This is a genomic window from Bacillus paramycoides, assembly GCF_038971285.1.
Taxonomy (GTDB): domain Bacteria; phylum Bacillota; class Bacilli; order Bacillales; family Bacillaceae_G; genus Bacillus_A.
The window spans coordinates 2,056,986-2,082,292 of sequence record NZ_CP152427.1 but is presented as its reverse complement, the minus strand read 5'-3'; the positions used below and the strand labels follow the sequence as shown (position 1 = coordinate 2,082,292).

General features: G+C 33.8%; 26 protein-coding genes and 1 other annotated feature. Of the genes, 6 read left to right on the top strand and 20 right to left on the bottom strand.

Annotated elements, in window-relative coordinates:
* Nucleotides 1-150 precede the first annotated feature (150 nt).
* The gene (tatC, locus tag AAG068_RS10795; protein ID WP_098670200.1) at nt 151-894 is read right to left on the bottom strand and encodes a twin-arginine translocase subunit TatC; all 744 of its coding nucleotides are present in this window, start codon (nt 892-894) and stop codon (nt 151-153) included.
* 42 nt (nt 895-936) lie between these two features.
* Nucleotides 937-1,122, bottom strand: coding sequence for a twin-arginine translocase TatA/TatE family subunit (locus AAG068_RS10790; RefSeq protein ID WP_000492443.1), 186 nt, complete (start codon nt 1,120-1,122; stop codon nt 937-939).
* Between the two features lie 213 nt (nt 1,123-1,335).
* Here AAG068_RS10790 and trhA point away from each other — a divergent pair, with 213 nt between their 5' ends.
* Entirely contained in the window at nt 1,336-1,992 is a 657-nt protein-coding gene (trhA, locus tag AAG068_RS10785) for a PAQR family membrane homeostasis protein TrhA (protein WP_000136894.1), read from the top strand.
* 40 nt (nt 1,993-2,032) lie between these two features.
* On the opposite strand, the gene AAG068_RS10780 is transcribed toward trhA, so the two are convergent.
* The 5 genes from AAG068_RS10780 to AAG068_RS10760 all read right to left on the bottom strand — a co-directional run bounded on the left by AAG068_RS10780 (nt 2,033) and on the right by AAG068_RS10760 (nt 7,349).
* Nucleotides 2,033-2,752, bottom strand: a complete 720-nt coding sequence (locus tag AAG068_RS10780) for a lysophospholipid acyltransferase family protein (protein ID WP_342719263.1) — start codon at nt 2,750-2,752, stop codon at nt 2,033-2,035.
* Nucleotides 2,753-2,863: 111 nt separating this feature from the next.
* Nucleotides 2,864-3,499, bottom strand: a complete 636-nt coding sequence (locus AAG068_RS10775; RefSeq protein ID WP_283791093.1) for an FMN-dependent NADH-azoreductase — start codon at nt 3,497-3,499, stop codon at nt 2,864-2,866.
* A 244-nt stretch (nt 3,500-3,743) separates the two neighbouring features.
* Nucleotides 3,744-5,729 (bottom strand): penicillin-binding protein 3, encoded by a 1,986-nt coding sequence (gene pbpC / locus AAG068_RS10770; protein ID WP_342719262.1) that lies wholly within the window; start codon nt 5,727-5,729, stop codon nt 3,744-3,746.
* A gap of 155 nt (nt 5,730-5,884) precedes the next feature.
* Nucleotides 5,885-6,373: a dihydrofolate reductase gene (locus AAG068_RS10765; protein ID WP_098670196.1), complete on the bottom strand. Its 489-nt coding sequence runs from the start codon at nt 6,371-6,373 to the stop codon at nt 5,885-5,887.
* 19 nt (nt 6,374-6,392) lie between these two features.
* Nucleotides 6,393-7,349: a thymidylate synthase gene (locus AAG068_RS10760; protein WP_342719261.1), complete on the bottom strand. Its 957-nt coding sequence runs from the start codon at nt 7,347-7,349 to the stop codon at nt 6,393-6,395.
* 198 nt (nt 7,350-7,547) lie between these two features.
* Between AAG068_RS10760 and AAG068_RS10755 the strand changes: the two genes are divergently transcribed.
* On the top strand, nt 7,548-9,005 hold the full coding sequence (locus AAG068_RS10755) for a serine hydrolase (protein WP_342719260.1): 1,458 nt from the start codon (nt 7,548-7,550) through the stop codon (nt 9,003-9,005).
* A gap of 194 nt (nt 9,006-9,199) precedes the next feature.
* Here the strand turns inward: AAG068_RS10755 and AAG068_RS10750 are convergent, their stop codons facing one another.
* From AAG068_RS10750 to AAG068_RS10730, 5 genes are all read right to left on the bottom strand, one after another.
* Complete coding sequence (locus tag AAG068_RS10750) at nt 9,200-10,132, bottom strand: aminoglycoside phosphotransferase family protein (RefSeq protein ID WP_342719259.1); 933 nt, start codon at nt 10,130-10,132, stop codon at nt 9,200-9,202.
* Between the two features lie 85 nt (nt 10,133-10,217).
* A complete protein-coding gene (locus tag AAG068_RS10745; protein ID WP_139365374.1) occupies nt 10,218-10,853 on the bottom strand; it encodes an HAD family hydrolase in 636 nt (211 codons plus the stop codon).
* 107 nt (nt 10,854-10,960) lie between these two features.
* Nucleotides 10,961-11,548, bottom strand: coding sequence for a YpjP family protein (locus AAG068_RS10740; protein WP_001134412.1), 588 nt, complete (start codon nt 11,546-11,548; stop codon nt 10,961-10,963).
* Between the two features lie 282 nt (nt 11,549-11,830).
* Nucleotides 11,831-13,030 (bottom strand): ABC transporter permease, encoded by a 1,200-nt coding sequence (locus tag AAG068_RS10735; protein ID WP_342719258.1) that lies wholly within the window; start codon nt 13,028-13,030, stop codon nt 11,831-11,833.
* On the bottom strand, nt 13,023-13,733 hold the full coding sequence (locus AAG068_RS10730; RefSeq protein ID WP_342719257.1) for an ABC transporter ATP-binding protein: 711 nt from the start codon (nt 13,731-13,733) through the stop codon (nt 13,023-13,025). Before AAG068_RS10730 ends, AAG068_RS10735 begins: the two co-directional genes overlap by 8 nt.
* Nucleotides 13,734-13,886: 153 nt before the next feature.
* Between AAG068_RS10730 and AAG068_RS10725 the strand changes: the two genes are divergently transcribed.
* Both AAG068_RS10725 and AAG068_RS10720 read left to right on the top strand, forming a co-directional pair.
* Nucleotides 13,887-14,318: a GNAT family N-acetyltransferase gene (locus tag AAG068_RS10725; RefSeq protein WP_342719256.1), complete on the top strand. Its 432-nt coding sequence runs from the start codon at nt 13,887-13,889 to the stop codon at nt 14,316-14,318.
* 29 nt (nt 14,319-14,347) lie between these two features.
* Complete coding sequence (locus AAG068_RS10720) at nt 14,348-14,875, top strand: HAD-IIIA family hydrolase (protein ID WP_342719255.1); 528 nt, start codon at nt 14,348-14,350, stop codon at nt 14,873-14,875.
* Between the two features lie 55 nt (nt 14,876-14,930).
* Here AAG068_RS10720 and AAG068_RS10715 read toward each other — a convergent pair whose 3' ends face one another.
* The 6 genes from AAG068_RS10715 to AAG068_RS10690 form a co-directional block, all read right to left on the bottom strand.
* A complete protein-coding gene (locus tag AAG068_RS10715; RefSeq protein ID WP_098670186.1) occupies nt 14,931-15,371 on the bottom strand; it encodes a GNAT family N-acetyltransferase in 441 nt (146 codons plus the stop codon).
* Nucleotides 15,368-15,841, bottom strand: coding sequence for an SAM-dependent methyltransferase (locus tag AAG068_RS10710; protein WP_088327120.1), 474 nt, complete (start codon nt 15,839-15,841; stop codon nt 15,368-15,370). The genes AAG068_RS10715 and AAG068_RS10710 overlap by 4 nt, the downstream gene beginning before the upstream one ends.
* Before the next feature lie 87 nt (nt 15,842-15,928).
* Nucleotides 15,929-16,627 (bottom strand): aspartate/glutamate racemase family protein, encoded by a 699-nt coding sequence (locus AAG068_RS10705; protein ID WP_342719254.1) that lies wholly within the window; start codon nt 16,625-16,627, stop codon nt 15,929-15,931.
* A 148-nt stretch (nt 16,628-16,775) separates the two neighbouring features.
* Complete coding sequence (gene eutG, locus AAG068_RS10700; RefSeq protein WP_342719741.1) at nt 16,776-17,978, bottom strand: alcohol dehydrogenase EutG; 1,203 nt, start codon at nt 17,976-17,978, stop codon at nt 16,776-16,778.
* Between the two features lie 52 nt (nt 17,979-18,030).
* Entirely contained in the window at nt 18,031-19,470 is a 1,440-nt protein-coding gene (locus AAG068_RS10695; RefSeq protein WP_342719253.1) for a GntP family permease, read from the bottom strand.
* Nucleotides 19,471-19,675: 205 nt separating this feature from the next.
* Entirely contained in the window at nt 19,676-20,341 is a 666-nt protein-coding gene (locus AAG068_RS10690) for an HAD family hydrolase (protein ID WP_342719251.1), read from the bottom strand.
* A 180-nt stretch (nt 20,342-20,521) separates the two neighbouring features.
* On the opposite strand from AAG068_RS10690, the gene AAG068_RS10685 reads away from it, so the two are divergent.
* Both AAG068_RS10685 and AAG068_RS10680 read left to right on the top strand, forming a co-directional pair.
* Nucleotides 20,522-21,319 carry a lipid II flippase Amj family protein gene (locus AAG068_RS10685; protein ID WP_097852384.1) on the top strand — a complete coding sequence of 266 codons (798 nt, stop codon included), beginning with the start codon at nt 20,522-20,524 and terminating at the stop codon, nt 21,317-21,319.
* Nucleotides 21,320-21,349: 30 nt separating this feature from the next.
* Nucleotides 21,350-21,916, top strand: a complete 567-nt coding sequence (locus AAG068_RS10680; protein WP_342719250.1) for a nucleotidyltransferase family protein — start codon at nt 21,350-21,352, stop codon at nt 21,914-21,916.
* A gap of 41 nt (nt 21,917-21,957) precedes the next feature.
* On the opposite strand, the gene AAG068_RS10675 is transcribed toward AAG068_RS10680, so the two are convergent.
* Together AAG068_RS10675 and AAG068_RS10670 are read right to left on the bottom strand one after the other, a co-directional pair.
* Entirely contained in the window at nt 21,958-22,872 is a 915-nt protein-coding gene (locus AAG068_RS10675; RefSeq protein WP_342719740.1) for an alpha/beta fold hydrolase, read from the bottom strand.
* Between the two features lie 36 nt (nt 22,873-22,908).
* Nucleotides 22,909-24,249: a sodium-dependent transporter gene (locus AAG068_RS10670; protein WP_342719249.1), complete on the bottom strand. Its 1,341-nt coding sequence runs from the start codon at nt 24,247-24,249 to the stop codon at nt 22,909-22,911.
* Nucleotides 24,250-24,365: 116 nt separating this feature from the next.
* Nucleotides 24,366-24,614 (bottom strand) — a binding site (T-box leader).
* Between the last annotated feature and the right edge of the window lie 693 nt (nt 24,615-25,307).

Sequence of the window (25,307 nt, the reverse complement as noted above, 5' to 3'; positions counted from 1 at the left end):
GACTCGTTATCCGTATATTGCTTAATATATTTAGTATAAACTTATAAAAGCGCAAAGTTTGTCTAAATTTTGGAGATTCTATATTTTTTTTCTTCTCTATATTGTATACGTTTATAGCTAGAGTATAACAAATAAATAAAAAAAGTGCCTTTATAACGAGGCACTTTTCGACTGAATTTCTTCTTCTCTTTTCTTTTTTCGCTTACTAACAATCTTTGATAAAGCAATACTAATTTCATAAATACAAATAAGCGGTACCGCAACTAAACTATGAGATAAAAAATCTGGCGGTGATATACACGACGCAATGATAATCAATGCTACGTAAGCATACCTTCTTATTTTTATTAGAAGTTCCGCCGTCAATAGTCCAATACTCGTTAAAAACATTACTACTACAGGCAATTCAAAAATTACAGCAAATGGAACTGTTAAATTAAGAACAAAATGAAAATACTTTTCTGTCGTAAACATTGTATTAAACATTTCATTACCTATCGTAGTTAAAAAATGAAATAAAAACGGCATTACAACGAAATATCCAAAGCATAAACCTGCAATAAATAATATAGACAATACCGGTATATACATTACTGTCATCTTTTGTTCATTTGGATGTAAACCTGGTTTTACAAATAACCAAATTTGTATAGCAGCAAAAGGAATTGTACAAACGATAGCAAATACTGTAGCAATCGAGAAAAAAATCCATAATACATCACTTGGACCGAGAACAGTTAATTTCATTGGTAAATCTTTTACAAGCCAAAAATAAATATCCTTCGTAAAAGTAAATCCAACAATTAAAAATAGTACAAAGGATAACACTGTATATATTACTCGTTTGCGAAGCTCAACTATATGTTCTACTACACTCATTTCCCGATCTTCCATCTCGTTCACCACACTTTATTTATCCATTACAAGGAAAAATCATTACATTTTTTCTTTCTTTTCCTTCTCTTGAAATGCATCGTCAGTCAATTCTTTCGTTGATTTTTTGAATTCTTTTAACGTTTCCCCTAAAGCCTTTCCGATTTCCGGCAATTTTTTCGGCCCAAATAAAATAAGTACAGCTACTAAAATTAAAATTAATCCTGGAAAGCCAATATTTGAAAACATTTCTCCATCCCCTTTATTAGTAGATTCCTTGTCCTACTATTGCATAATTTTATTTTGTCAAAAAAGTTTGAAAACGTCAACAAAACCATTACCTTTTGTCAAAAAAATTCAAAAATATAATCAATTATACAAATTTCATTTTCTATTGCTCTTGTGTATGATATGGTAAGGGAAACGACATATTATTTTATGATAGTAGAAAGGATTACCATTATGACTGAAAAAATGACACGAATGACGCAATTTGTGAAAGAAGAAATTGCAAATGCAATCACACATGGTATCGGTGCCATTTTAAGCATCCCAGCCTTAATCATATTGATTATTCATGCCTCTAAGCATGGTACTGCATCTGCTGTTGTTGCATTTACGGTTTATGGTGTAAGCATGTTCTTACTGTACTTGTTTTCGACATTGTTACATAGCATTCACCATCCAAAAGTAGAAAAATTATTTACTATATTAGATCACTCAGCCATTTATTTATTAATCGCAGGCACATATACTCCTTTTTTACTTATTACACTTCGTGGACCATTAGGCTGGACGTTACTTGCTATTATATGGACACTCGCAATCGGAGGTATCATCTTTAAAATTTTCTTTGTACGTCGCTTCATTAAGGCCTCAACGTTATGTTATATCATTATGGGATGGCTCATAATCGTTGCTATTAAACCACTTTATGAAAATCTAACTGGGCACGGTTTTTCACTACTGTTAGCGGGTGGAATTTTATATTCTGTAGGGGCTATATTCTTCCTTTGGGAAAAGTTACCTTTCAACCATGCCATTTGGCATCTTTTCGTTTTAGGTGGTAGTGCGATGATGTTTTTCTGCGTACTCTTTTATGTCTTACCAACAGCATAATAAAAAAGGTTTCAGCTTATATAAGCTGAAACCTTTTTTATTATTTATGTAATTGTGATGCGATAATATCTTGTGTATGCTTCGTTAACTCTTTAATATCCATATTCGCATACTCTTCAGGTGTAATCGGCTTAGAAATTGTTACTGTTGCATGAGCTCGTTTCATACGGTTTCCATTCGCTTCAAACATTTTATATGTTCCATCTAATGTTACAGGTAAAATTGCTACACCAGATTTTACTGCAAGATGAAAACTTCCAGCCTTAAACTCTCCGATTTCGCCACCTTTACTTCTCGTCCCTTCTGGGAAGATTACGATAGAATGTCCATTCTTTAATAGCTCGATTCCATCTTTAATCGCTTGAAGTGATTGACGACGATCGCTACGATCCATAAATACACAATTCATAAGTTCCATCCAAGTTGGTACAACCGGGAACTTCTTAATCTCTGCTTTTGAAACGAATCCAATTGGTTTATTTAAGTAACCTAGTAAAACAGGGATATCCATATTACTCTGGTGATTACTTACAACTAGTACTGGTTTATCTTTTGGAACATTTTCAAGTCCCTTTACTTCAACTGCCCCACCGGCTACTCGTACCATTTTCTTACCAAACCAATTTGTCGTTTTATACACAGCATTATCTTTTTCTTGTGGCGACATCGTATTTACTTGTCTTTTCAGACGCCACATTCTCGGTGTAATCGCAATTACGATTAAAATTAAATAAAAGATTTTAAAAAACGTTTGAATCATACAGAACCCCCACCTATTATCATTCCGACCTTCATTATACTAGACAAACGAAGGAAAAAGAAGAAAAAAAGTCCAAACAGCAAGTGTTTGGACTTTTTTAAGTATTATATATTAGAAACGTTTTGCTAATTCACGAGCATTAGCAATTGCTGCTTCTTTAATTTCTTGTGCTTTTTCAGGGTTTGCATTCATACCTTCAACTGCAATATATTCAGTTTCATTTACACCAATGAATCCTAATACTGTTTTCAAGTGATTGCGGCCGAAGTCTACAGCTGCGTATGCTCCTTCAGAATAAACGCCACCTGTTGCTTGAATGTGAAGTGCTTTTTTGCCTTCTAATAAGCCAACTGGCCCATTTTCAGTATACTTGAATGTTTTACCTGCGATTGCTAAGTTGTCTAAGTATGCTTTTACTACTGGTGGGTAGCTAAAGTTCCACATTGGAGTTACGAATACATAACGATCTGCATGCATAAATGTTTCTAGGTTTGTGTTCATTGCTGCTACTTTTTGTTGTTGAACTTCAGTTAAAGTTTCAAAGCCTTCACCTGCTGCAAATTTACCCCAAGCAGCAAATACATCTGCATCGATTGCTGGTACTGTAGTGTTGAATAAATCAATTGTTACCACTTCATCTTGTGGATGCTCATTTTTGTAAGCTTCGATGAAAGCTTCCCCTACTGCCATTCCGAAAGAACCTTCTGCTGAATTTGGATTTGCTGTAATAAATAATACTTTTGTCATTGTATTCTCTCCCTTTTACACATTTTATCTTTAATGTGAGATTTATAATTCGAAAGTAAATAACTTACCTTATGTAAGTATAATACAAAAAGTTATATCTAATGTCAATAAAAAAATAGCTACTTTTTTTTCGTAAGTTAATGATTTATTTTGTTTCTTTAAAATTGAGTATAAAGATATTAAGAATTTTTTTCATACAAAAAGGCTATCCCTATAAATTATAGAGATAGCCTTTTATTACAATTTATTTTTGAAAAACATGTTTCACTTTTTCAGCAGGAATATTACTTCCACCTCTACCTTTTACATCTTCAATCATCATCGTAATGACCATATCTGGTGAATTTAAATCAAATGCAGCGAACCAGCCTAGTTCTTTTCCTTCGGCCTCTTTTGATACTTTTAATTCCGCTGTACCTGTTTTTCCAGCAAGAGTCATTCCATCAATTTTAGCAATTTTCCCAGTACCATCTGGATCATTAATTACTTTCGTCATAGCAGTTTTTAATATATCCTGATTGCCTTTTGAAATGACATTCTCTTTCCAAACTTTTGGTTGCTTATCTGTTTTAATAATATACGGAGAAGGTATGTTTCCATCATTAACAATTGGCGCGTACGTTAATGCTAAATGGAGCGGTGTCATTAAGACTTGTCCTTGTCCATAACCTGTGTCTGCCATTTGAATATCATTTTTAATACCATCATTGGCGATTTTAGAAGCTGGGAATCCATATTCAATTGGTAATTTCTCATCGAATCCGAATTTTTTCGCTTCACTCATAAATTTATCTTTTCCGATTTTCAAAGCTTCTTGTGCGAAATAAATATTATCCGAGTATTTCATTGCCTTATCAAAATCAATCGGATTTGCATCTTTTACACGCGTTACATAATAATTACCCCAAGAAGAATCTTTTGTCCATTTTAATCCTTCAATTTTCAATTCTTCTTTTGGATCGATTATTTTCGTTTCAAGACCGATTGCAGCTGTAATCGGCTTAAATACAGATCCTGGAACTGATAATTGTGTAAATCGATTCGTCATCGGTTTTTTCGGATCGTTATTCCATGCATCGCGTTGTGCTTTTGATGTCCCTCTTGCAATTATGTTAGGATCATATGCTGGGCTACTTACAAGTGCAAGTGTTTCTCCGCTTTTCGGATTAATTGCCGCACTTGAACCAGCCTCACCTTTCATTTCATTATAAGTTTTTTCTTGAACAGCACTATCAATCGTTAAAGTTACATTTTCCCCATCAACAGCATCTGTTTTTGCTAAATTTTTAATTTCTTTCCCTTGGGCATCTTCTACAAAGACACGGCCACCTTTTTTACCACGTAGCTTTTCTTCCAGTACTTGCTCTAAACCAGCTTTACCTACTGGATCATCTGCTTGATAGCCTTTCTTTTGTAGCGTTTTTAAATCTTCAGCATTCACTTTTCCAATATAACCAGTAAGATGTGCTGCTGCTTCCCCTAACGGATATGTACGAACATTTACCGGTTTTGTTGAAACACCAGCTAAATCAATGTACGTATTTTGCGTTGCCCCTTCAGGCAAAATTCCAATTGGTACGAGATACCCTGGTTTTACCCATTTAGCAGCTAGTTTTTGATCAATTTCTTCTACAGACATATTTAATAACTTCGCTACTGTCTCTTTCGTTTGCGGAGCAGTATCGTCTAATTTTTCTGGAACTATTCCAATTTCAGAAGCTTTCCCATTCGTTGCAAGACCTTTTCCATTACGATCGTATATTTCACCACGTTTTGGCTCTGTCGTTTGCATACGCACTTTACTATCTTTTGTCATACCTGGGAAGATAAAATCAGGAGTCCAATCTATTTTCCAAGATTCTTTATCTCCATCTTTTTCTTTCACCATTTTTGCTTCATGGGCAAAATTGATTTTACCACCAACTGTATCCATGCTTACTTTAAAAGGAACAGGACCTTCATCTTTTTTATCTTCTTTTACTTCTCCTGCTTCTACTTTTAAGTCTTTCACTTCAATGCCAGAATAAATTTTTTCATATTTCTCAGTGAATTCTTTCTTTGAAATATCTTTTTTTGCCTTTTCTGATAATTGATCATACATTTCTGCAAATTTTTGTTTATTCCATGCTTTTGCATATGTATCAAATGCTTCTTGTGGTTTTTCTTCTTTACCACATCCGACTAACATGAATGTTAAGCAAAGAAAAAGAATCCCCCATATCTTTCTCAATCGATTCTCCTCCTCTTTCTATCTTAATACTCTTGCAAATTTTAGCATTTTCACATGCTCCCTTTCATTATAGCACTATCGAATCTCATCTATAAACCTATATTGATGGATATAAATAAAAAGACTGATGCGAATATTCACATCAATCTTTATTATTATTGTTGCTTTTCATATACATGATAATAGTACGTATACGGATTTTTTTCATCCGTTAATCCTTTTTCAACAAAAGTTTCTTTCCAATTTGTCATATCTATTTCTGGGAAGAATGTATCTCCTTCAAATGCATGATGGATTTTTGTTATATATAACTTGTCTACGTAAGGTAAAAAGAGATCATAAATTTGTGCTCCGCCAAAAATAAAAATCTCTTCTTCATTTTTGCATAACTCAAACACTTCTTCTACAGAATGTGCTACTTCACAGCCTTCAACATGATACCCTTCATTACGAGTTACAATGATATTACGTCTTCCAGGCAGTGGTCTACCAATCGCTTCATAGTTTTTTCTTCCCATAATAAGCGAATGACCCATCGTTGTTTTCTTTACATATTGTAATTCACTCGGTAAACGCCAAGGCAAATTATTATCTTTACCAATTACTCTATTCTCGTCCATTGCGACCATAAATGAAACTATCATCTTTTCATCTCCTCTACAATTACACTGCAACCGGCGCTTTAATTGCTGGGTGTGGATCATATCCTTCAATCGTTAAATCTTCCATTTCAAAATCAAACACAGATTTTACATCTGGATTTAATGTAAGTTTCGGAAATGGACGTGGTTCACGTGCCAATTGCTTTTCTACTTGCTCAAAATGATTCGTATAAATGTGTGCATCTCCAATTGTATGAACAAATTCTCCCACTTCAAGACCACATTCATGCGCAATTAAATGTGTTAGTAGTGAGTAACTCGCAATGTTAAATGGAATTCCAAGGAATATGTCACCACTTCTTTGATATAGCTGACAAGAAAGTTTACCGTCTGCTACATAAAACTGGAATAACGTATGACACGGTGGTAATGCCATACTTGGTACATCTTCAGGATTCCAAGCAGATACAATTAGACGACGTGAGTCTGGTGTTTTTTTAATCATTTCAATTACATCTTTTAATTGGTCAAGCGTCTCACCAGCTGTCGTTTTCCAGGCACGCCACTGCTTACCGTATACGTCTCCTAAATAACCATATTTATTTGAGAAATCATCATCTTCTAAAACGCTCTTTTTAAACAATTCCATTTGCTCATCGTACTGAACTTTAAATTCTTCATCTTGTTGTGAGCGAAGACCGAAATCAGTCATGTCAGGACCCGTATACTCGTCACTTTCTACCCAACTCTTAAATGCCCATTCATTCCAAATGTTATTATTATGCTGCAATAAATAACGAATATTTGTATCACCTTTCATAAACCAAAGTAGCTCACTTGCTACAAGGCGAAACGGCACTCTCTTTGTCGTTAATAAAGGAAATCCTTTACTTAGATCAAAACGCATTTGATATCCAAATACAGACACAGTGCCTGTCCCTGTACGATCTTCTTTCTTCGTACCATGCTCCATTACATGGCGGCATAAATTTAAGTATTCATTTTCAGCATGTTTCATATGTAGTAAAACCTTCTTTCAATCTTATATGCAATTTATCATAACATGAAAAACAGTAAATTTAATAATCTTGATTAATAAAATTTATTTCAGTAATTCTTACAAAATTATTAACTTTCCACATTTATAAAGGTTTTCATTTTCTATTACCGAAAGTATAGTGCGGTAGAACAAAATTTATATTTGGAGGTTAGAAGTATGTCTAAAATTGAAACGCCTGTTATGACTTCTTTACAAACAACGGTTGAAAAAATGATGAAGGATTTAAACGTTCCTGGAGCTGCTGTAGCTGTTATAAAAGACGGTGAAGTTATTATTTCAGAAGGATTTGGCTATCGAAATCTAGAGACAAAAGATGCTGTTACACCGAGTACTCGGTTCGCAATCGGTTCCTCAACGAAAGCTTTTGGCACACTTTCATTAAGTTTGTTAGCACAGCAAAAAAAGTTCAATTGGGATAGTCCTGTCCAGTCTTATATACCTAACTTCTCTTTATCTGATCTACTTGCTAGTTCACAAGTTACCGGGCGAGATTTAGCTTCTCATCGAACCGGTGTAAGCCGCCATGAGGCTCTTTGGTATAGCTCTTCCTTATCTCGAAAAGATCTTGTTGAAAAAATAAAACATTTACCGCTTGATGCACCGTTTCGAACTTCCTTTCTATATAACAACTTAATGTATGCAACAATTAGTTATATTGTAGAAATCATTACGAATCAAACGTGGGAGCAATACGCTACAGAACATATTTTAGAACCTTTAAATATGGATCAAACAAACTTCTCTGTTACAGATTCACAAAATACAGATGATTATGCTTTACCTTACATTGAAATTGAAGGTGAAATAAAAGAAGTTCCATTCCGTAACATTGATACAGTTGGCGCTGCTGGGTGTATTAATTCTACAATTAAAGATATGGCAAATTGGGTCCTTCTTCACTTAAACAAAGGGAAATTTGGAGATCATGAAGTAATCTCCTCTGAATTATTACAACAAATGTATACACCACATAATTCCATTCCAGATCAACCAGTTTTGTCACTTCCTGAATCTCCATTAAATAGTTACGGCCTTGGTTGGTTTATTAGCGCTTATCGTGGTAATAAGGTAATTCATCATGGCGGTAATATTGATGGGTTTTCAGCACTTGTTTCATTCATACCAACAGAAAACATAGGCCTTGTCATTTTAACGAATGCTGGAGGCACACTACTTCCTACTTATCTCGCTAATCAAATTTATGACGAACTACTTGAATTAGAATCCATTGATTGGCATAAACGTGCTGTAGAAGATACTGAAAAAATGAAGGAGATGATGAAAGAAGCAACCGAATCCATTCCTGAACAAACGAAAGGGACTACACCTTCTCACAAGTTAGACGATTATACTGGTACTTTCGAACATCCTGCATACGGAACATTACAAGTATACAAACGAGATAATTCGTTATATGTACAATTTATGGAGATGGACATTCAATTAGCGCATCATCATTACGACATCTTCTCTGCAAAAGTTGATTTATTCCAAATGAAAATGAGTTTATTATTCGCTTATGAAATGAATGTGAGTGGTGAATTTCCATCCCTTCAGTTACATGTACCAGCTATGTTAAGTACGCAGCCACTTGTATTTACGAAAATTAAATAATTTTTTAAAAGAGGGATGATAACACATCCCTCTTTTCTCTATCTAAAAAAGGATAATACGTAAAGAATACAGAATTCTATTATTCAACTAATTAAATTGTCAGGAGGAAAAGCAATGTACACAGAAATTTTCAAAGAAGTTGTTTCGATTACTCATCGCGATTATAAGGTAGATGTGAATTATACCTACCTTTTTTATTTCATCTTAATCTTTTCTGGTTGAAACCAAATTGGCTTTAATAGCTCAAAGTTTTTATGATCCTCTAAAACGACAGTAAGGCGTTCTAACGTATCATCTAACATGTGTGGTGCTGCTCGTAATGTCCATACAACTGAAGAGAAAACTGTCATGCCAACGTACACCGCATATAATTTCCAAAACTCCTCTGGTATTCTCCCATTAAAGTATCCTTCTATTTGTCCGATTGAATACGGAATACTAATGTCCCTTGCAAATAGTGCAATTTTCACGAAATCATGAAGCGGATCGCCCCAGTCGTAGCCATTAAAATCAACAACACCTACATATTTCCCATCACGTACAATTATATTTTCTAAATGAAAATCATCGTGTTGAAATCGATTTGGGCGATTCTTCAAATATATTTCATTTTCATCTATAAATTTAATGATTTTATCATCATTTTTTACTTTTATTCCACATGTTTTATATGCCTCTACATATTTCCGATGTTTTTTCATTGCTCTTTCATACCATGGAGGAATATCCTCAGGAGCTTCATATGTATGCATTTTTGCTAAATCTTTTCCTGCCTCTATGCCAATTTCATATTGTTCTTTTGGTGAATACGTAGGCAATAGCTTCTTTGCATCTTCCCCTTCTAAATATGAAAAAATACTATAGCATAAACCTTCTTCTGCCAATAAACCCATTTCAATTGGTTTTTGAGCTTGTACACTACGTTTTTGCATTTCATTTAAAATGTAAAACTCTATTTTCTTTCTTTCATACTCTTTTATATCGCCTGTCCGTAATAAATATTTTTCATTATTCGCTTTCGTAATGATATATTTCTTATCCGGTGAGAAACCTTTAGAAATTTCTTCAATATTAACTGCATCTTTTACTATTTGTATATTGTTTTGCCATGTTGTAATTGTTTTCATGTATATTCCCCCTTACATTTCTACATTTGGTGTATACGCTACCCAAAATTCAATATAATGAATGCCTGCTCGAAGTTTATTCCTATTAAGAATACGCCCCTTGTACTACTTGCACAATTTCCATCGGTGTATTGACCATATAATCTGGTGCATCTTTTTTCACTGTTTCAATAACATCATATCCCCAAGATACCCATATTACATTCACCCCAGCCTTTTTACACGCTGCTACGTCTCGCTGTTCGTCACCGACGTATAACATATCTTTCTCAGTTATTTTTTTCGATTTTAAAAATCTTTTTATCATTTTATCTTTACCGAACAAATTTTTAGAACAATACACTTCTTGTATATTTTCTATATCATTATTGTGTAAAAATGCCCGAATATGCTCTTCTGAGTTCGATGATATGACTGCAATTCCGTAGCCTTTTTTATGTAACTCATCTAATACATCCTTCATCCCATGGAACAAAATAAGATCTTTTATGGCAGGTTGATACAATTTATAAAACTCTAGTGCTAATATCGGTAGTTTATACAATGGTACATCGAGTTGTTTACATCTCTCTGGCATCGTTAATTTACGTAAATACTCAATTTCTTCTTCCTTTACCGTTTTATATCCGTGCTTTTTAGCAATTTGATTATAAATTGGTACAAATATATTTTGTGAATCTACTAATGTGCCATCAAAGTCAAAAACAATATATTTTTGCATTCCCATACTCCCTTTTCTTCTTTTTTCTAAACCTACCTTATTCAACACCGTAGTTGTCTTACCCTTCTATACACATAAAAAAAGAACAAGATTTTCTCTTGTTCTTTTTAAGAAAGCCACTTTGGTGGTACATTTGTATTCCAATAAATATTCCCTAACTCATGGTGTCCAGAGTACCCATCATCAAAACGGTGATAGTGGAAATTAAAATAGTAACCATCTTGCGGTGGATGATCTCTCCTTACATGAAATCGCAATAAGTCATTTCCTGATTTCGTGTCATAAACGTGAAAGATTTTTTCATTATTCCCACCAGCTGGTTTTTGGGAAATCGCTAATGACTGTAGTGAATCTTCTGGTACATCATTGGCAAGCTCAGCAATTGCCTCTTCAATTTTCGGTAATATTACATCTTTAAATTCATCTTCAATTACTGGACCAATTTTAGTGCCAAACTTTTGCATCGACTGCTTCTCTGCTTCTTGCATTGCATACGTAATAAAAGTATCGGTGGTTAACCTGTCATTCGTTTCTTCATATGTATAGGACGTACTCTCCAAATTTTGTTGCCCAGCTGTGCTCGTAGGCTTGTCCGCAGCTTTGGCATTATCAAGCAATATGGAAGGAGGCGTCACTAAACCAAATGTAAATACGGTAATTAAGGCGACTAAGGTTTTTCTAAACCAATTTGGCATGTATGTTCCCTCCCCTTTCACTCATTATATTTTATATAACAGTTGTTTCTTCTATTATACAAAATGATTGTAATTTTTGCACTTTACAATTTTGTTAACGTTCACATATTTTTCACTTGAATATGAAATTGTAAGATTTCATACAATAAAATACAACAACAATGAGGAGGCGATCATATGTCTTTAGATGTCATGTATTCCGCCGCAAGCATACTCGTTTTAGCATACTTTCTTTATCAATGTGTGACAGATTAGAAAAAGAGCCATTTTCCGGCTCTTTTTTTATGGTAAAAATACAACCCCACCAATCCATACTATAAAAATAATCCCGGCAATTGCAGCTGGTACTAAATAAAAATGAGAAAGGATAACCAACCCATATAAAAGGATTACTGGAAGTAATAAATATCGATCTGCCTTCCATCTTAACAATAGTAATTTTCCTTCATCACAATATAAATGAAGAAACATTTTTTTCGTAAATTCATTCCAATAGTCGCGCGCATAACGGGAAATTGCAAATAAAGCAAATGCAAGAATGATAGCGGCAATCCACTTCGGACTCATAATAATACTTACAGTACTTATACATACAATTTGAATATAAAATATTCGTGCACTACTTGTACGGAAAAATTCTTTTAAAAAGGATTCAACAATACGAGAATCCTTTTTCTTCCCTAAAAACTTTTTAGAACGTGGAAACATCCACGCCTTTTTATTCGAACTACTCGGTTTAGCCGTATGACCACCAACTTGCATAATCCCACTCGTCCAGCGCATACTTTCTTCTTTTTCTTTCTCAACTTCTTTAAAAAAGCAATTTTTATAATTTAATTTTTCTTTTATCAATACGATAATTAGAAAAACTGCTAGACCGATACTTAGTATAGAATAAAATGGATTTTTATAAATAAGAAACAAACTCAATCCGAAAAAGGATAGACTTGTAGAAAATATTACATTTTTTATAATCCACAGTAGCCATCGTTTCCCCACACGTATATGAATACATCTCGTTAATAACGCCAACAGAAATCGAAATACAGTAAAGAATAGCCAAAATAATACGACTTGTATCTTTGTCACTCCAATACTTTTCATCAACACTGGTAACATCGCAACAACAACTACTACATTCGTTATTGCTATTCGAATAAACGTATATGTCATGCCATACTGAATTAATTTTTGCATGTGAGCAGGATACGAAATTAAAAATAAACTATCCGCTTGCTCAAAAAATGAGCGAACTCCTCTTCCATATGTCATCACATAAAATGCGAGTAGACCTAATCCGAAATAAATAGTCTCTCCCATCGATAATTCTTCCGTCCATAGTGAACGATAATAAATCCCCATAAATATAAATGCTGGAATAATAATATATAGCGCAACTGTCCAATCCGTTATAGAACGTATGGACTTCCATTTGCGGCCCAGTTCATGGCGCAATCTTTTATAAAATTGTTGTTTAATCATGTTGTTCACGCCTTACAATTCCATCAAAACAATCTAATAATGAACCCCCTGGCATTTCTGCTAACGTTTGGATTGCTTCTAAATGTCCATCTGCAACTAATGTACCTTGTGAAATGAGTAAAAATCTCTCACAAATTCTTTCAGCTGTGTCTAATACGTGCGTACAAAGTAATATACCCGCGCCACGTTCTTTTTCTTTATATAAATAACTTAAAAATTCTTTCGTAGCTACTGGATCTAAACCGATAAAAGGTTCATCAATGATATAAAAATCTGGTTCAGTTAAAAATACCAAAATGAGCATCGATTTTTGTTTCATACCTTTTGAAAACTTTGATAAATACTCATGCTTATGCTTATCCATTCGAAACATATGTAATAACTCTTCCGCTTTCCTTTCCCAGCTCCCTACTTTGTTCCCTCGAGCAGCCATTAATAATTCAATATGTTCCCAGAGCGTCAAATAATCATAATAAGTTGGATGTTCGGGCACGTATGCATATGGATTTTTCTTTTCACCAAATGATATTTCACCATTCACATTTACAAGTAACCCGAGCATCGTTTTAATCGTTGTACTTTTCCCGGCACCATTTGCGCCAATAAGAGCAACTAATTCGCCTTGCTCAATCGAAAAGGCAATATCATGAATTGTTTTTTCACCTATTTCATATCCAGCAGAACGGATATTTACTTCTAACATACATTCCCCTTCTTTCCATTTCCAATACAAACTAGGAAAAGAATAACATATAACTATCTATATATCATTATAAAATATTTATTTTCAAAGCAGGAATAAATATTTTTTAACAGAATACTTAATGTTTGATTACATTTAATTGGAGTGGATAATATGTGTTTTCAAATTCGTGAAGCTACGATAGACGATATAGATGCACTTTGCTCTTTAACAACAGAACTAAAAGGTTCCTCTATTTCATATGAAGATATGAACAACCGATTACAATTCGTACAAATGAGTCCTTTTGATTTTCTATATGTTTATGAAGAAGAGGACACTATATTTGGATTACTTGGGTTTCGTATACGTGAAAATTTAGAAGATGTAACTCGGTACGGGGAAATTTCAATTATTAGTGTTGATTCTACAATACGACGGAAAGGCATTGGGCAAGTATTAATGGATTACGCAGAGCAATTAGCAAAGAAACATAATTGTATCGGCACATGGCTAGTCAGTGGAACAAAAAGATTAGAAGCACATCCTTTTTACAAAAAATTAGGATATGAAGTGAATGGATATCGATTTGTGAAACACTTTTAAACTACTTATAAATGGAAAGGACTAAAACTATGACAAACATCGAAGCTATTTTTATTGATCGTGATGGTACAATTGGTGGTGACACTACAATACATTATCCGGGATCTTTTACATTATTTCCGTTTACAAAAGCAGCTTTGCAAAAACTAAAAGCTCAAAATATAAAAATTTTCTCTTTCACAAATCAGCCAGGTATCGCAGACGGGATAGCAACTGTTACTGATTTCGTACAAGAATTAAAAGGTTTCGGCTTTGATGATATATACGTATGTCCTCACAAACACGGTGATGGTTGTGAATGTCGTAAACCAGGTACAGGTATGCTGCTGCAAGCAGCTGAAAAACACGGGCTTGATTTAACAAAATGCGCTGTAATTGGTGATCGCTGGACCGATATTGTTGCAGGAGCAACAGTGCATGCGATAACGATATTAGTTCGCACAGGCGCTGGATACGCTGCTTTACATACGTACCGAGACAAATGGGCACATATTGAACCAAACTACATTGCAGAAAACTTTGAAGATGCTACAAATTGGGTTTTAAATCAACTATAACGCAAATGAAAAGAGACATTTTTACAATAAAAATGTCTCTTTTCATCTTATATTTTTAAAATGTTAATTCGTAATGGAAATAACGATTATCTCTCAAATAACCATTTTCAGCATATAATCGCTGCGCTGATAAATTATCAATCTCTGTTTGTAATTTTACACCTTTTGCACCATGTTCTAAGGCGAATCCTTTAGCAGCTTCTAATAATTTTTTTCCTGTTCCTGCCCCGCGCTTAGTAGCTTGTACAAATAAATCATTTAAAATCCATAATTCTTTCATCGAAATAGAAGAAAATGATGGATATAATTGTGTGAATCCAATATATTCCCCGTCTTCAACTGCCACGAAAATAACTGATTCTTTTTTCTCGATTCGATTTCGTAAAAATACTTTTGCTCCTTCTAAATCGGAATCTTGTCTATAAAACATACGATAGTTATTAAAAACTGATGCTAGTCCATCTAAATCTGCAATTGTTGCCTCATATATTCTCATTTTACTCCATTCCCCTTCCAATACTGTTTCATTATATCCGTTGCCCATTTAGGCTGTACGATTTCTTCTTTCGGCATAAACTCTTTCATTATCGGCTTTATATCCAATATAGGGGTACCATCAATAGCATCTAACCCCTCAACAATAATTGATTTACCTTCTCTTTTGATTACCTTTACAATGGTTGCTCCTATACGATTCGGACGATTTTTTCCACGCTGTGCAAAAATACCTACTTTAGGATAATCATGATTATTTCTAGGATATCTAGCAAAATATTGAATTTGTTCATCAGTTACTTTATGAAAATAAAAAACAACTTCAATATGAGAAAAATCTTCAATCCCTTGTATACTTTCTTCTGTATACATTTCAGTTAAAGTAATATAGGATTTTACTTCTCCCCACTCATCATCTTTTATTTCCTTTCTTTCATTATGTACAAATGCGATTGGCTGAACTGAAAACATACGCATTCCCCCTTAAATGTAACCACTTACATTATAAAATATTTTCTGAATGTTTTCCACACACACGAACTTGGTTACATAATATAATTATACTCTATTTCGTAAAGCGAAATTAACTGCCTCAACTGCATGTATATGAGTTGTATCGAATATCGGAATGGATACGTCTTCCTGCTTAACTAATAAACCTATTTCTGTACAACCTAATATGATTCCTTGTGCCCCTTCTTGTACTAGATCTTCTATAACTTTTTTATAATACTCTCTAGATTGAGATGTTATCTTTCCTAAACATAGTTCTGTATATATTACTTCATTTATCTTTTCTCTATCCTTTTTTGATGGAATCATTACATTTATATGATTTTCTTCTATGCGTAACTTATAGAAATCTTGCTCCATTGTATATTTAGTTCCAAGTAAACCAACCGTTTGAATATCTTTCCTTATCATTTCTTTCGCTGTTGCATCAGCGATATGTAAGACTGGGATATGAATATTCTCCTTTATTTTCTCAACTACTTTATGCATTGTATTTGTACAAATAATTATAAAATCTGCTCCTGCACTCTGTAACGAATATGCTGCATTCCCTAATACTTCTCCTGCTCCATCCCAATCTCCATTAAACTGGAATCGTTCAATCTCTTCAAAGTCCACACTATTAAGAATACATTTTGCTGAATGTAATCCTCCTAATCTCTTTTTTATTTCTTCATTTATAATTCGATAATATTCAATAGTCGATTCCCAACTCATACCACCAATTAAACCTATTGTTTTCATAAAATCCACACCAACCTCACACTATTTTTACAACCTGATTCAAACATTTTATTATGTATATTATACATAATAAAACAAGACTTTACGTTCAAAATATAAAGTCTTGTTTTAACTATTTCCAAGGAAATTTTATGAGAATATTCTGAAATTAATTATCTAATGTTTTTATAGAATCTCCATATTGATAATGAAAACATTCTCGATACAACTGTTTAATTTCGTCATATGATGGCACACGTGGGTTATTTGCTGGACTTCCACTTTCAATTGCATCTGATGCCATTTTAGAAACAGCTTTTTCAAATTCAACCTCACCAATTCCGTATTCTTTTAAATTTGGAATACGAAGATCAAAGCGAAGTTTTTTTATTTCCCTGAGCGTGTAATCGGCTACTTCTTCATCACAATAAGAATACATATCTTTATTTAAACAACGTCCAATTTCCGCTAGTCTTTTTACTGCACTCACTTTTGTATATTCTAAAACTGTAGGTAATAGTATTGCATTCGATATACCATGTGGTACATGAAATAACGCCCCTACTGGTCTTGACATGCCATGAACTAATGTAACAGATGCATTTGAAAATGCGATTCCAGCTTGTAAGGACGCTATCATCATCGCTTCTCTTGCCTCCATATTCTCTCCATCTTCATATGCAATACGTAAATATTTCATAATACTTTCAATAGCGGAAAGAGCTAATACATCTGTAAGTGATTGTGAAACTTTAGAAATATATGCTTCGACTGCATGACATAAAGCATCTATCCCTGTTGCTGCTGTAATGTGAGGTGGTACCGAACGTGTTAAAATTGGGTCAATAATCGCTACTTGCGGGGTAAAACTTGGATGCTTCATCATCATTTTTACATCTGTTCGTTTATTCGTAATTACTGCTACACTTGTTACTTCCGATCCAGTACCAGAAGTTGTCGGAATTGCAATAAGTGGTAGCGGATCATTGTCTATTTCCATATCTTTTTGGACATAATCTTCCACGTCTCCGCCATTTGTATATAATACCGCAACTGCTTTCGCTGCATCAATACAACTTCCACCACCAATACCGATAATAAAATCACACTTTTCTTCTTTACTAAGAGTTAACGCTTCTAACACGTGTATATTTGTAGGCTCAGCATTTACTTTATTATATGTAATAACAGTAATACCTTTCTTATTTAGTTGTTGTATACAACTCTCAACATACCCTAAATTCTCCATAATTGTATCCGTAACTATAAACGCTCTTTTCCCCAACTTCTTAGATTGTTCCCCCAGTTTTTCAAGCGAATTTCTTCCATATAATACAGACTTCGGCATACGAAACTCAGCAACTTCTTGCAAGTACTCCACCCCTTCTTCCCCTAATTAATATTTTAGTTCATAACATATCGACTTAATAAATTCCTGTTACTGTATAGAATGCAATAACTAAAAATACAGCAACCGTTTTCAAAACAGTAATTGCAAAAATATCTTTATATGACTGTTTATGTGTTAAACCTGTTACGGTAAGAATAGTAATAATAGCCCCGTTATGTGGTAATGTATCCATTCCTCCTGATGCCATTGACACGATACGATGCATTACTTCTAACGGAATATCGAATTGATTGGCCGCTGCAATAAACTTATCTCCCATTGCACTTAAAACAATTCCCATTCCTCCTGATGCAGAGCCTGTAATACCGGCTAAAATATTTGTCGTTACTGCTCCATTCACTAGAGGGTTTGTGAATGTGGCAGAAATGCTATCTCTCATAATTGCGAAGCCTGGAAGTGCTGCGATGACACCACCGAATCCAAATTCAGCCCCTGTATTCATCGTTGCCAGTAGCGCCCCACCGATACTTGTATTCAATCCAGCTTGAAATCCTGTTACTACTCGTTTCCAATATAATAATAACGTTGTTACTATACCTATAATAAGTGCCAATTCTACTGACCAGATTCCAACTACTGCACTTAATTCTACTTTTCCAAATGCTTTCATACCAATTGCAGAAAAATCAAAACCATTCGGATACCACTTCGGTATCATAATAGTAAAAACTTTATTCATTACACCTACTAAAATAAGTGGTACAAAAGCAATTACTTGCTGTGCTCTTGTAATTTCAATATTTTTAACCAGCGGCATATCTTTTTGTTCTGCTTGTAAAGAAGCTGCCATTTCAGTATTCCCATCGTTAAAACCAAAATATCCTTCTCCAGCTGCTTTCGCCTTCTTACGTCTACTCTCTAAATATAGTAACCCTAACGTAAGTACAAAAATTGCCCCTACAATACCAAGTATCGGCGCAGCATAAATGTCTGTTTTAAAAAACGTCGTAGGTATTACGTTTTGAATTTGTGGTGATCCAGGTAGCGCATCCATCGTAAACGTAACCGCTCCAAGAACGATTGTTCCAGGGATTAAACGTTTTGGAATATTTGCTTGTCGAAACAACTTAGCTGCGAACGGATATACAGCAAACACTACTACATACACACTAACACCACTATACGTTAAGATAGCACCCATTAATACAATCGCTAATATTGTACGTTTTTCACCAACTAACTCTATAATTGTCTTTACAATCGAATCTGCAATTCCTGACATTTCTACTACTTTCCCAAATATTGCCCCGAGTAAAAATACAGGAAAATATAGTTTAATAAAACCTACCATTTTCTCCATAAAAATATTCGAAAAGAAAGGTAATACAAAACTAGGCTCTGTTAAAAATACTGCAAATAATGCAAATATCGGTGCAAATAAAATAACAGAAAACCCTCTATAAGCTACAAACATTAATAAACTAAGTGCTAATAATATAATAACTAGCTCCAATTATACCCCTCCTTTAAACTGAAAATTCTAAATTTTATTGATAAAATTCTTCTAATCTTTTATTTCTGACATCCCTCCTCTAATTCATACAAATTTTTCATGCTAAAAATGTCTAATTATAAGTATTCGATTACATATGAAAAATCCCTTTAAACATAAACGAATTCATCGTCATCTGTTATAAAGGGATTTTTAGTCTCTATATTTACTTCTTTACCAAACTATTTTCTACACAAAAATAATGTAATTCTTTTACATCATTTACTATATGAGTCGCACCAACTTCGGTCAATTCTGTTTCACTACCATAGCCATATAAAACGCCGATTGATGCAATTCCATTCTGATTCGCACCGATTATATCGTGCTTTCTATCTCCAATCATAACAAGTTCTTCTTTATTAAGTTCTTCATTTGTTTGTAAAATATGAGCAATGATTTCTTCTTTTTTTATTCTTGTACCATCTAAATTACTTCCAATGATACCTTCAAAATAATCCGTTAGTTGAAAATGATCTAGTACTTGTTTTGCAAATACAGTAGGCTTTGAAGTTGCTATAAATAAACGATTTCCGTTATCTTTTAATTGTTTTAAAAGATTTGGAATACCATCGTATACCTTATTTTCTAACAATCCACGCTGCTTTAAATATTCTCTGAAATAAAAAACAGCTCGTTCTACTTCTCCTTCATTCATATTGTATCTCTCTATGAATGATTGCTGAATGGGCGGTCCAATAAATGAATTTAACTCTTTTATATGTAATTCTTCAATACCAACCTTTTTTAATGCATACAGTACTGAATTAATAATCCCTTCTTTCGGATCAGTCAATGTTCCATCTAGATCAACTAGAAATGTTGTATACATGTTTTCTTCCCTCGCTTATTTTACTGTATATATAGCATTGTTTCCTATCTCTTTATTATACCATTATTATCTTTTTTCTGAAAATTCCTTTTTCTATGTCACATACTTTCAGTTACAAAAAAAGATATATATGATAAAGTAAAAAAGTTAAAATTATTTTAATAGAAACTGGTGAATCTAATGTCAATTACGTTAATTGTTATAATGGCTTTCACAATTGTTATTCACGCGGTTGAAACAAGCTCTTATAGTATTCGATTAGCTGGAGTACGTTTAAAGAGAATTGCTGTCGCTTTGTCTGTGGTAGGCATGGTGTTACTTATTTCAAGAACATCTAACATGCTACAAGCCTTTTTAATCGGTGGGATTGTCGATGAGGCAAAACGAGACGCATCCATAAATTTAGAACATATTATACGGCTCGTTCTATTATCCGCCTCTGTCGGTACATTGATTGCGATTATACTATATCCAACTTTGACAAAACTATTTGGATACGTCATTCAAAACTTTGAAACAGACGGTTCTTTCATTCGAATGATGAAAACAAATAACATTCAAAAATTAAAGTACACAAAAAAATATGTACGCTTCCCAAAATTAGAAATGATTCATAGACTACGCATTGGTGGTATTCCAAAACGTATTATGCTTATTAACATGTTTGCTACTGCTATATATACAGCTGGTGTTCTTTCAGCCCTATATGCTTCTTTTTTACTTCCAGATTACGCGACAAAAGCTACTACAGCTTCTGGCCTTATTAATGGTTTTGCTACTATTTTATTAACAGTGCTACTAGATCCACGTATCGCTCTTTTAACAGAGCGAGCTCTTCAATCAGAAGAAGGTGCTGAAGCAATGAGTAAGATGTATGGTTGGTTAATGATTTCTAGACTTTTCGGTACGTTATTAGCACAACTATTATTCATACCAGGTGCTTATTGGATCACATGGATTATAAAACTAATGAATTAGCCCTCAATTAAAAAGTAGGTGGGATAACAAATGACAATACAAACAGAGCAAGATATAATTCGCTTAATAGAAAATGACGAATGGATGATGAACATATTAAAAATGGCAAAATCACTAGAGCTACCTGATTGGTGGATTTGCGCCGGGTTTGTCCGTTCTAAAATTTGGGATACTGTACATAACTACGAAGTTCGAACAGCTATGCCTGATGTTGATGTAATTTATTATGATAGTCTACATAAAGATGAGATGTACGAACAATCATTAGAAACGAAATTAAAGAATATTGATGCTACGATCCCTTGGTCTGTAAAGAATCAAGCTCGTATGCATGTAGTGAATAACATGCCACCATATTCTTCTTCTGTTGATGCTATTTCTAAATTCCCTGAAACAGCAACGGCTTTAGGGGTTACATTAGACGAAAAAAACAAAGTTATACTAACAGCTCCGTGCGGCATTGAAGATATTCTTTCCTTACAAGTGAGACCAACAGCTCATTTTCTTGAATCGAAAGAGCGTATACATATGTACAAAAACAGAGTTTTTAAAAAGAATTGGCAAAGTAAGTGGCCTAACATCACGATCACATCATAAATAAGAAAAGGGTGCTTCTCATTTATAGAAGCACCTTTTCTTCATTTCAAAAAATGTATGACTGTTTCTGCGAATCTACCTGCTTCCTCATAATGAGGTGAATGACCGCTCTCTTCAAATGCTATATACTTACCGTTTCGAGCATCTTCATTAAATATTTCACTTTGTTTTTCACACGTTACTGCATCGTGTTTTCCTACAATTAATAACATTGGGTTTGTTATATCTTTTATCTTAGGTAATAATGAAGTATGGAATGCTCCTTCTAATTTTAATCTATCAAAATGAATCTTGGAGCGATTTGAAAATTCTTCCCACTCTTCATCACTATATAAACTCTCGTCTGTCACATCTTCCTTATTATTGTAAATCTCCATTCTTTTTTCTTCTAGTTCATCACTTAGACTTATATAAGCTTCTAACAACTCTTCTGAATTAGCATTGCTAGATGAATAAGCAAGAGACTCTTCTGCTACTTCTTCTTTTCCATACTTTTTTAATAAATGTCCTGTCTTTTGTAACAAAGCCCTACTTGTTAATGCGAAATCGAAAGTTGGTCCTTCAAATATTATTTTCTCTATTGAACTTGGATATATCGATGCATATAACAATGCTACATATCCACCGAAAGAATGTCCAATTATAGACCACTTCTCAATTTTTAATACTTTTTTTAGTTCCTCACAGTCTTCAATTAAATCTTTTAATCCAAAAGCTTCGTCCTCAGTAATTTCTTCTGAGCGACAAACACCTCTTTGATCTATCATAATTACATATAAAGAATCTTTTAAACGTTCCGCTTGATGAAATGAAAAATCGTAACAACTTTCTCCTGGTCCACCATGCAAGTATAGGACTGATTTATTTTTAGGACTTCCATGCGTTTCAACGTATAGCTTTTTCCCTCTAATATTCATGTATTTCCCTGCTTCTATCAAATTCGCCTTTATGATCATCACCTTCTTTTTTACTGAATATTATAACATTTATTGTTAAATAATCCCTATTACATTTAAAAAGACGATGATGATTGCGAGTGGTGCTACAAATCGAAGTAAAAACGCCCAACAAGTAAATACTTTCTTTCCATAATTACCACCTACAAAAAACTCTGCTTCTAATACCTTCTTTTCCATTTTGAATGAAACGAAAATACTAATAAATAGTGCACCAAGTGGCATTAATATATTACTAGATAAGAAGTCTACTGCATCAAAAATATTCTTTCCGAAAATCGTAATATCACTCCATACTCCAAATGATAAGGCTGATGGTATACCTACTAAGAAAATGCCGAAACCGATGATCCATGATAATTTCGTTCTTCTTTCTTGTTCACCATTTGTCACTGCTGAAACAACTGTCTCTAATAGTGAAAATGCCGATGTTAATGTCGCAAATGTAAATAGTGCAAGAAATACTGTTAAGAAAATTCCACCGAATGGAATTTGACTAAATACAGATGGTAATACGATAAATAGCAATCCAGGCCCTTCTGTTGGCTCCATTCCTAATGAAAATACAGCCGGAAAAATTGCAAGACCTGCAAATAATGAAACAAATAAATTCAATCCAACAATTGTTATTGCTGATTTTGGTAAACTTTCTTTTTTATTTAAATAGGAACTATACGTGACCATAATTGAAATCCCGATACTAATGGCAAAGAACGATTGGCCCATTGCGAACAAAATACTTTCTGAAGTAATCTTTGAGAAGTCTGGTTGTAAGAAAAACTTCACACCTTCCACTGCATTATCAAGTGTTAATGAACGAATAATAAGAGCAACAAATAAAATGAACAACGCTGGCAACATATATTTACTTGCTTTTTCAATTCCATTTTGTACTCCTTTTGATACAACCCAAATCGTAATGAACATAAAAGCGAAATGGCCCATTATAGCCCAAGCGGGATTTCCAATTGTTTCAGTAAATAATGCTCCGTAATTTTGCCCTGGAGTAATAAGTCGTCCCGTTACTCCCCTGAATAAATAAATTAACACCCATCCACCTACAACACTATAAAACGAAAGTAGTATAAAACACGTTCCTACACCAAGACGTCCAATCCAGTGCCACCCTGTATTTGGTGCAATACTTTTAAATGCGCCAACTGCTTGCTTCTGTGTACTACGTCCAATCATAAATTCAGCTATAAGTAGCGGTAGTCCAATTAATACTGTAAATAATATAAAAATTAAAAAGAATGCTCCTCCCCCGCTCTTGCCAGCGATATAAGGAAATTTCCATATTGCACCTAGCCCAATTGCTGATCCTGCTGCAGCCATTATAAACCCTAATTTAGAAGTCCATTGCTCCGTCTGTTTCATCTTATTTTCCTCCTAATTAAATCTTTTTATACAAATAATCAAATTATATAGACCAATTCGAATAAACCCTCCATTTCTATTTCTATAAAATAAAAAAATGGCTTAGCGTCTCTATATAAAGAGACGCTAAGCCATTTGCTTAACGCGGTACCACTCTTATTGATTCCATTATGAATCCACCTTAGTAGTAATCGTTTGATTACAAACCTAATATCGAAGGTTAACCGTTAAGATTTACTAAGAATGTGATTCCGTTCCACCTTACTGCTCCTAGGCGAGTTCAGGATGTCATTTGACTATGTCACACCAACCCATAGCTCTCTGTACAAATATACGACCTTACTACTCCTATTCAACACAATTAAATATTTAGAATATATTTTCTTTTGAAATTAATATGAAGTATATCGGTTATATTTGTAACTGTCAAGGGATATATTAAAATTTATTGAGAAACCTTTTTATTATCCTTCGTCATCATCACCACTATCAGCAGTACCTTCTTCTGGATCATCGTTATCTTGTTGTTGCGATGACTCCTTGTGTTGAATAGCGTTATTTACCGCTGTAGTAGACATGACTCCACCTTTTATTGGATGTACTCTTACATCAACCGTTAAAACGTACTTTACGATGACTTCAAAACATAATACAACCCTCTATTCTTCTCACTACTATCGTCATACACTGTACAAAGTCATTACAATCTATAAAACAACAATAAAAATTTAACACCTAATGCACTTATAAAATTATACTGCTCTTTTAAATTTCTACGCTAAAACGCAAAAAAAGCACTTGTTTCCTTTAATTTACAATCAAGTGCTTTAAGTTCATCTATTTTTAAGTGGCATAAATTTGTAAGTTTTGTAGTAACAGTATGACACCTTTTATATGTCGTAACATCTACTACGTTAAAACTTACGAGTTTGTACGAGTTCGTTAGTTTAATATACATTCCATGTGGTTTATATTTATCGCCATATAAAATGTCATCTCGTCTAAACTCGTACTTCGTTTTCTATTCTATCATTGCGCACAGTACTCTATGATGGTAC

Bases quoted from the DNA above. Each gene is read 5' to 3' on its own strand.
- tatC (WP_098670200.1), bottom strand. From the start codon at position 894: ATGGAAGATCGGGAAATGAGTGTAGTAGAACATATAGTTGAGCTTCGC.
- AAG068_RS10790 (WP_000492443.1), bottom strand. From the start codon at position 1,122: ATGTTTTCAAATATTGGCTTTCCAGGATTAATTTTAATTTTAGTAGCT.
- trhA (WP_000136894.1), top strand. From the start codon at position 1,336: ATGACTGAAAAAATGACACGAATGACGCAATTTGTGAAAGAAGAAATT.
- AAG068_RS10780 (WP_342719263.1), bottom strand. From the start codon at position 2,752: ATGATTCAAACGTTTTTTAAAATCTTTTATTTAATTTTAATCGTAATT.
- AAG068_RS10775 (WP_283791093.1), bottom strand. From the start codon at position 3,499: ATGACAAAAGTATTATTTATTACAGCAAATCCAAATTCAGCAGAAGGT.
- AAG068_RS10765 (WP_098670196.1), bottom strand. From the start codon at position 6,373: ATGATAGTTTCATTTATGGTCGCAATGGACGAGAATAGAGTAATTGGT.
- AAG068_RS10760 (WP_342719261.1), bottom strand. From the start codon at position 7,349: ATGAAACATGCTGAAAATGAATACTTAAATTTATGCCGCCATGTAATG.
- AAG068_RS10755 (WP_342719260.1), top strand. From the start codon at position 7,548: ATGTCTAAAATTGAAACGCCTGTTATGACTTCTTTACAAACAACGGTT.
- AAG068_RS10750 (WP_342719259.1), bottom strand. From the start codon at position 10,132: ATGAAAACAATTACAACATGGCAAAACAATATACAAATAGTAAAAGAT.
- AAG068_RS10745 (WP_139365374.1), bottom strand. From the start codon at position 10,853: ATGCAAAAATATATTGTTTTTGACTTTGATGGCACATTAGTAGATTCA.
- AAG068_RS10740 (WP_001134412.1), bottom strand. From the start codon at position 11,548: ATGCCAAATTGGTTTAGAAAAACCTTAGTCGCCTTAATTACCGTATTT.
- AAG068_RS10735 (WP_342719258.1), bottom strand. From the start codon at position 13,030: ATGATTAAACAACAATTTTATAAAAGATTGCGCCATGAACTGGGCCGC.
- AAG068_RS10730 (WP_342719257.1), bottom strand. From the start codon at position 13,733: ATGTTAGAAGTAAATATCCGTTCTGCTGGATATGAAATAGGTGAAAAA.
- AAG068_RS10725 (WP_342719256.1), top strand. From the start codon at position 13,887: ATGTGTTTTCAAATTCGTGAAGCTACGATAGACGATATAGATGCACTT.
- AAG068_RS10720 (WP_342719255.1), top strand. From the start codon at position 14,348: ATGACAAACATCGAAGCTATTTTTATTGATCGTGATGGTACAATTGGT.
- AAG068_RS10715 (WP_098670186.1), bottom strand. From the start codon at position 15,371: ATGAGAATATATGAGGCAACAATTGCAGATTTAGATGGACTAGCATCA.
- AAG068_RS10710 (WP_088327120.1), bottom strand. From the start codon at position 15,841: ATGTTTTCAGTTCAGCCAATCGCATTTGTACATAATGAAAGAAAGGAA.
- AAG068_RS10705 (WP_342719254.1), bottom strand. From the start codon at position 16,627: ATGAAAACAATAGGTTTAATTGGTGGTATGAGTTGGGAATCGACTATT.
- AAG068_RS10690 (WP_342719251.1), bottom strand. From the start codon at position 20,341: ATGTATACAACATTTCTAGTTGATCTAGATGGAACATTGACTGATCCG.
- AAG068_RS10685 (WP_097852384.1), top strand. From the start codon at position 20,522: ATGTCAATTACGTTAATTGTTATAATGGCTTTCACAATTGTTATTCAC.
- AAG068_RS10680 (WP_342719250.1), top strand. From the start codon at position 21,350: ATGACAATACAAACAGAGCAAGATATAATTCGCTTAATAGAAAATGAC.
- AAG068_RS10675 (WP_342719740.1), bottom strand. From the start codon at position 22,872: ATGATCATAAAGGCGAATTTGATAGAAGCAGGGAAATACATGAATATT.
- AAG068_RS10670 (WP_342719249.1), bottom strand. From the start codon at position 24,249: ATGAAACAGACGGAGCAATGGACTTCTAAATTAGGGTTTATAATGGCT.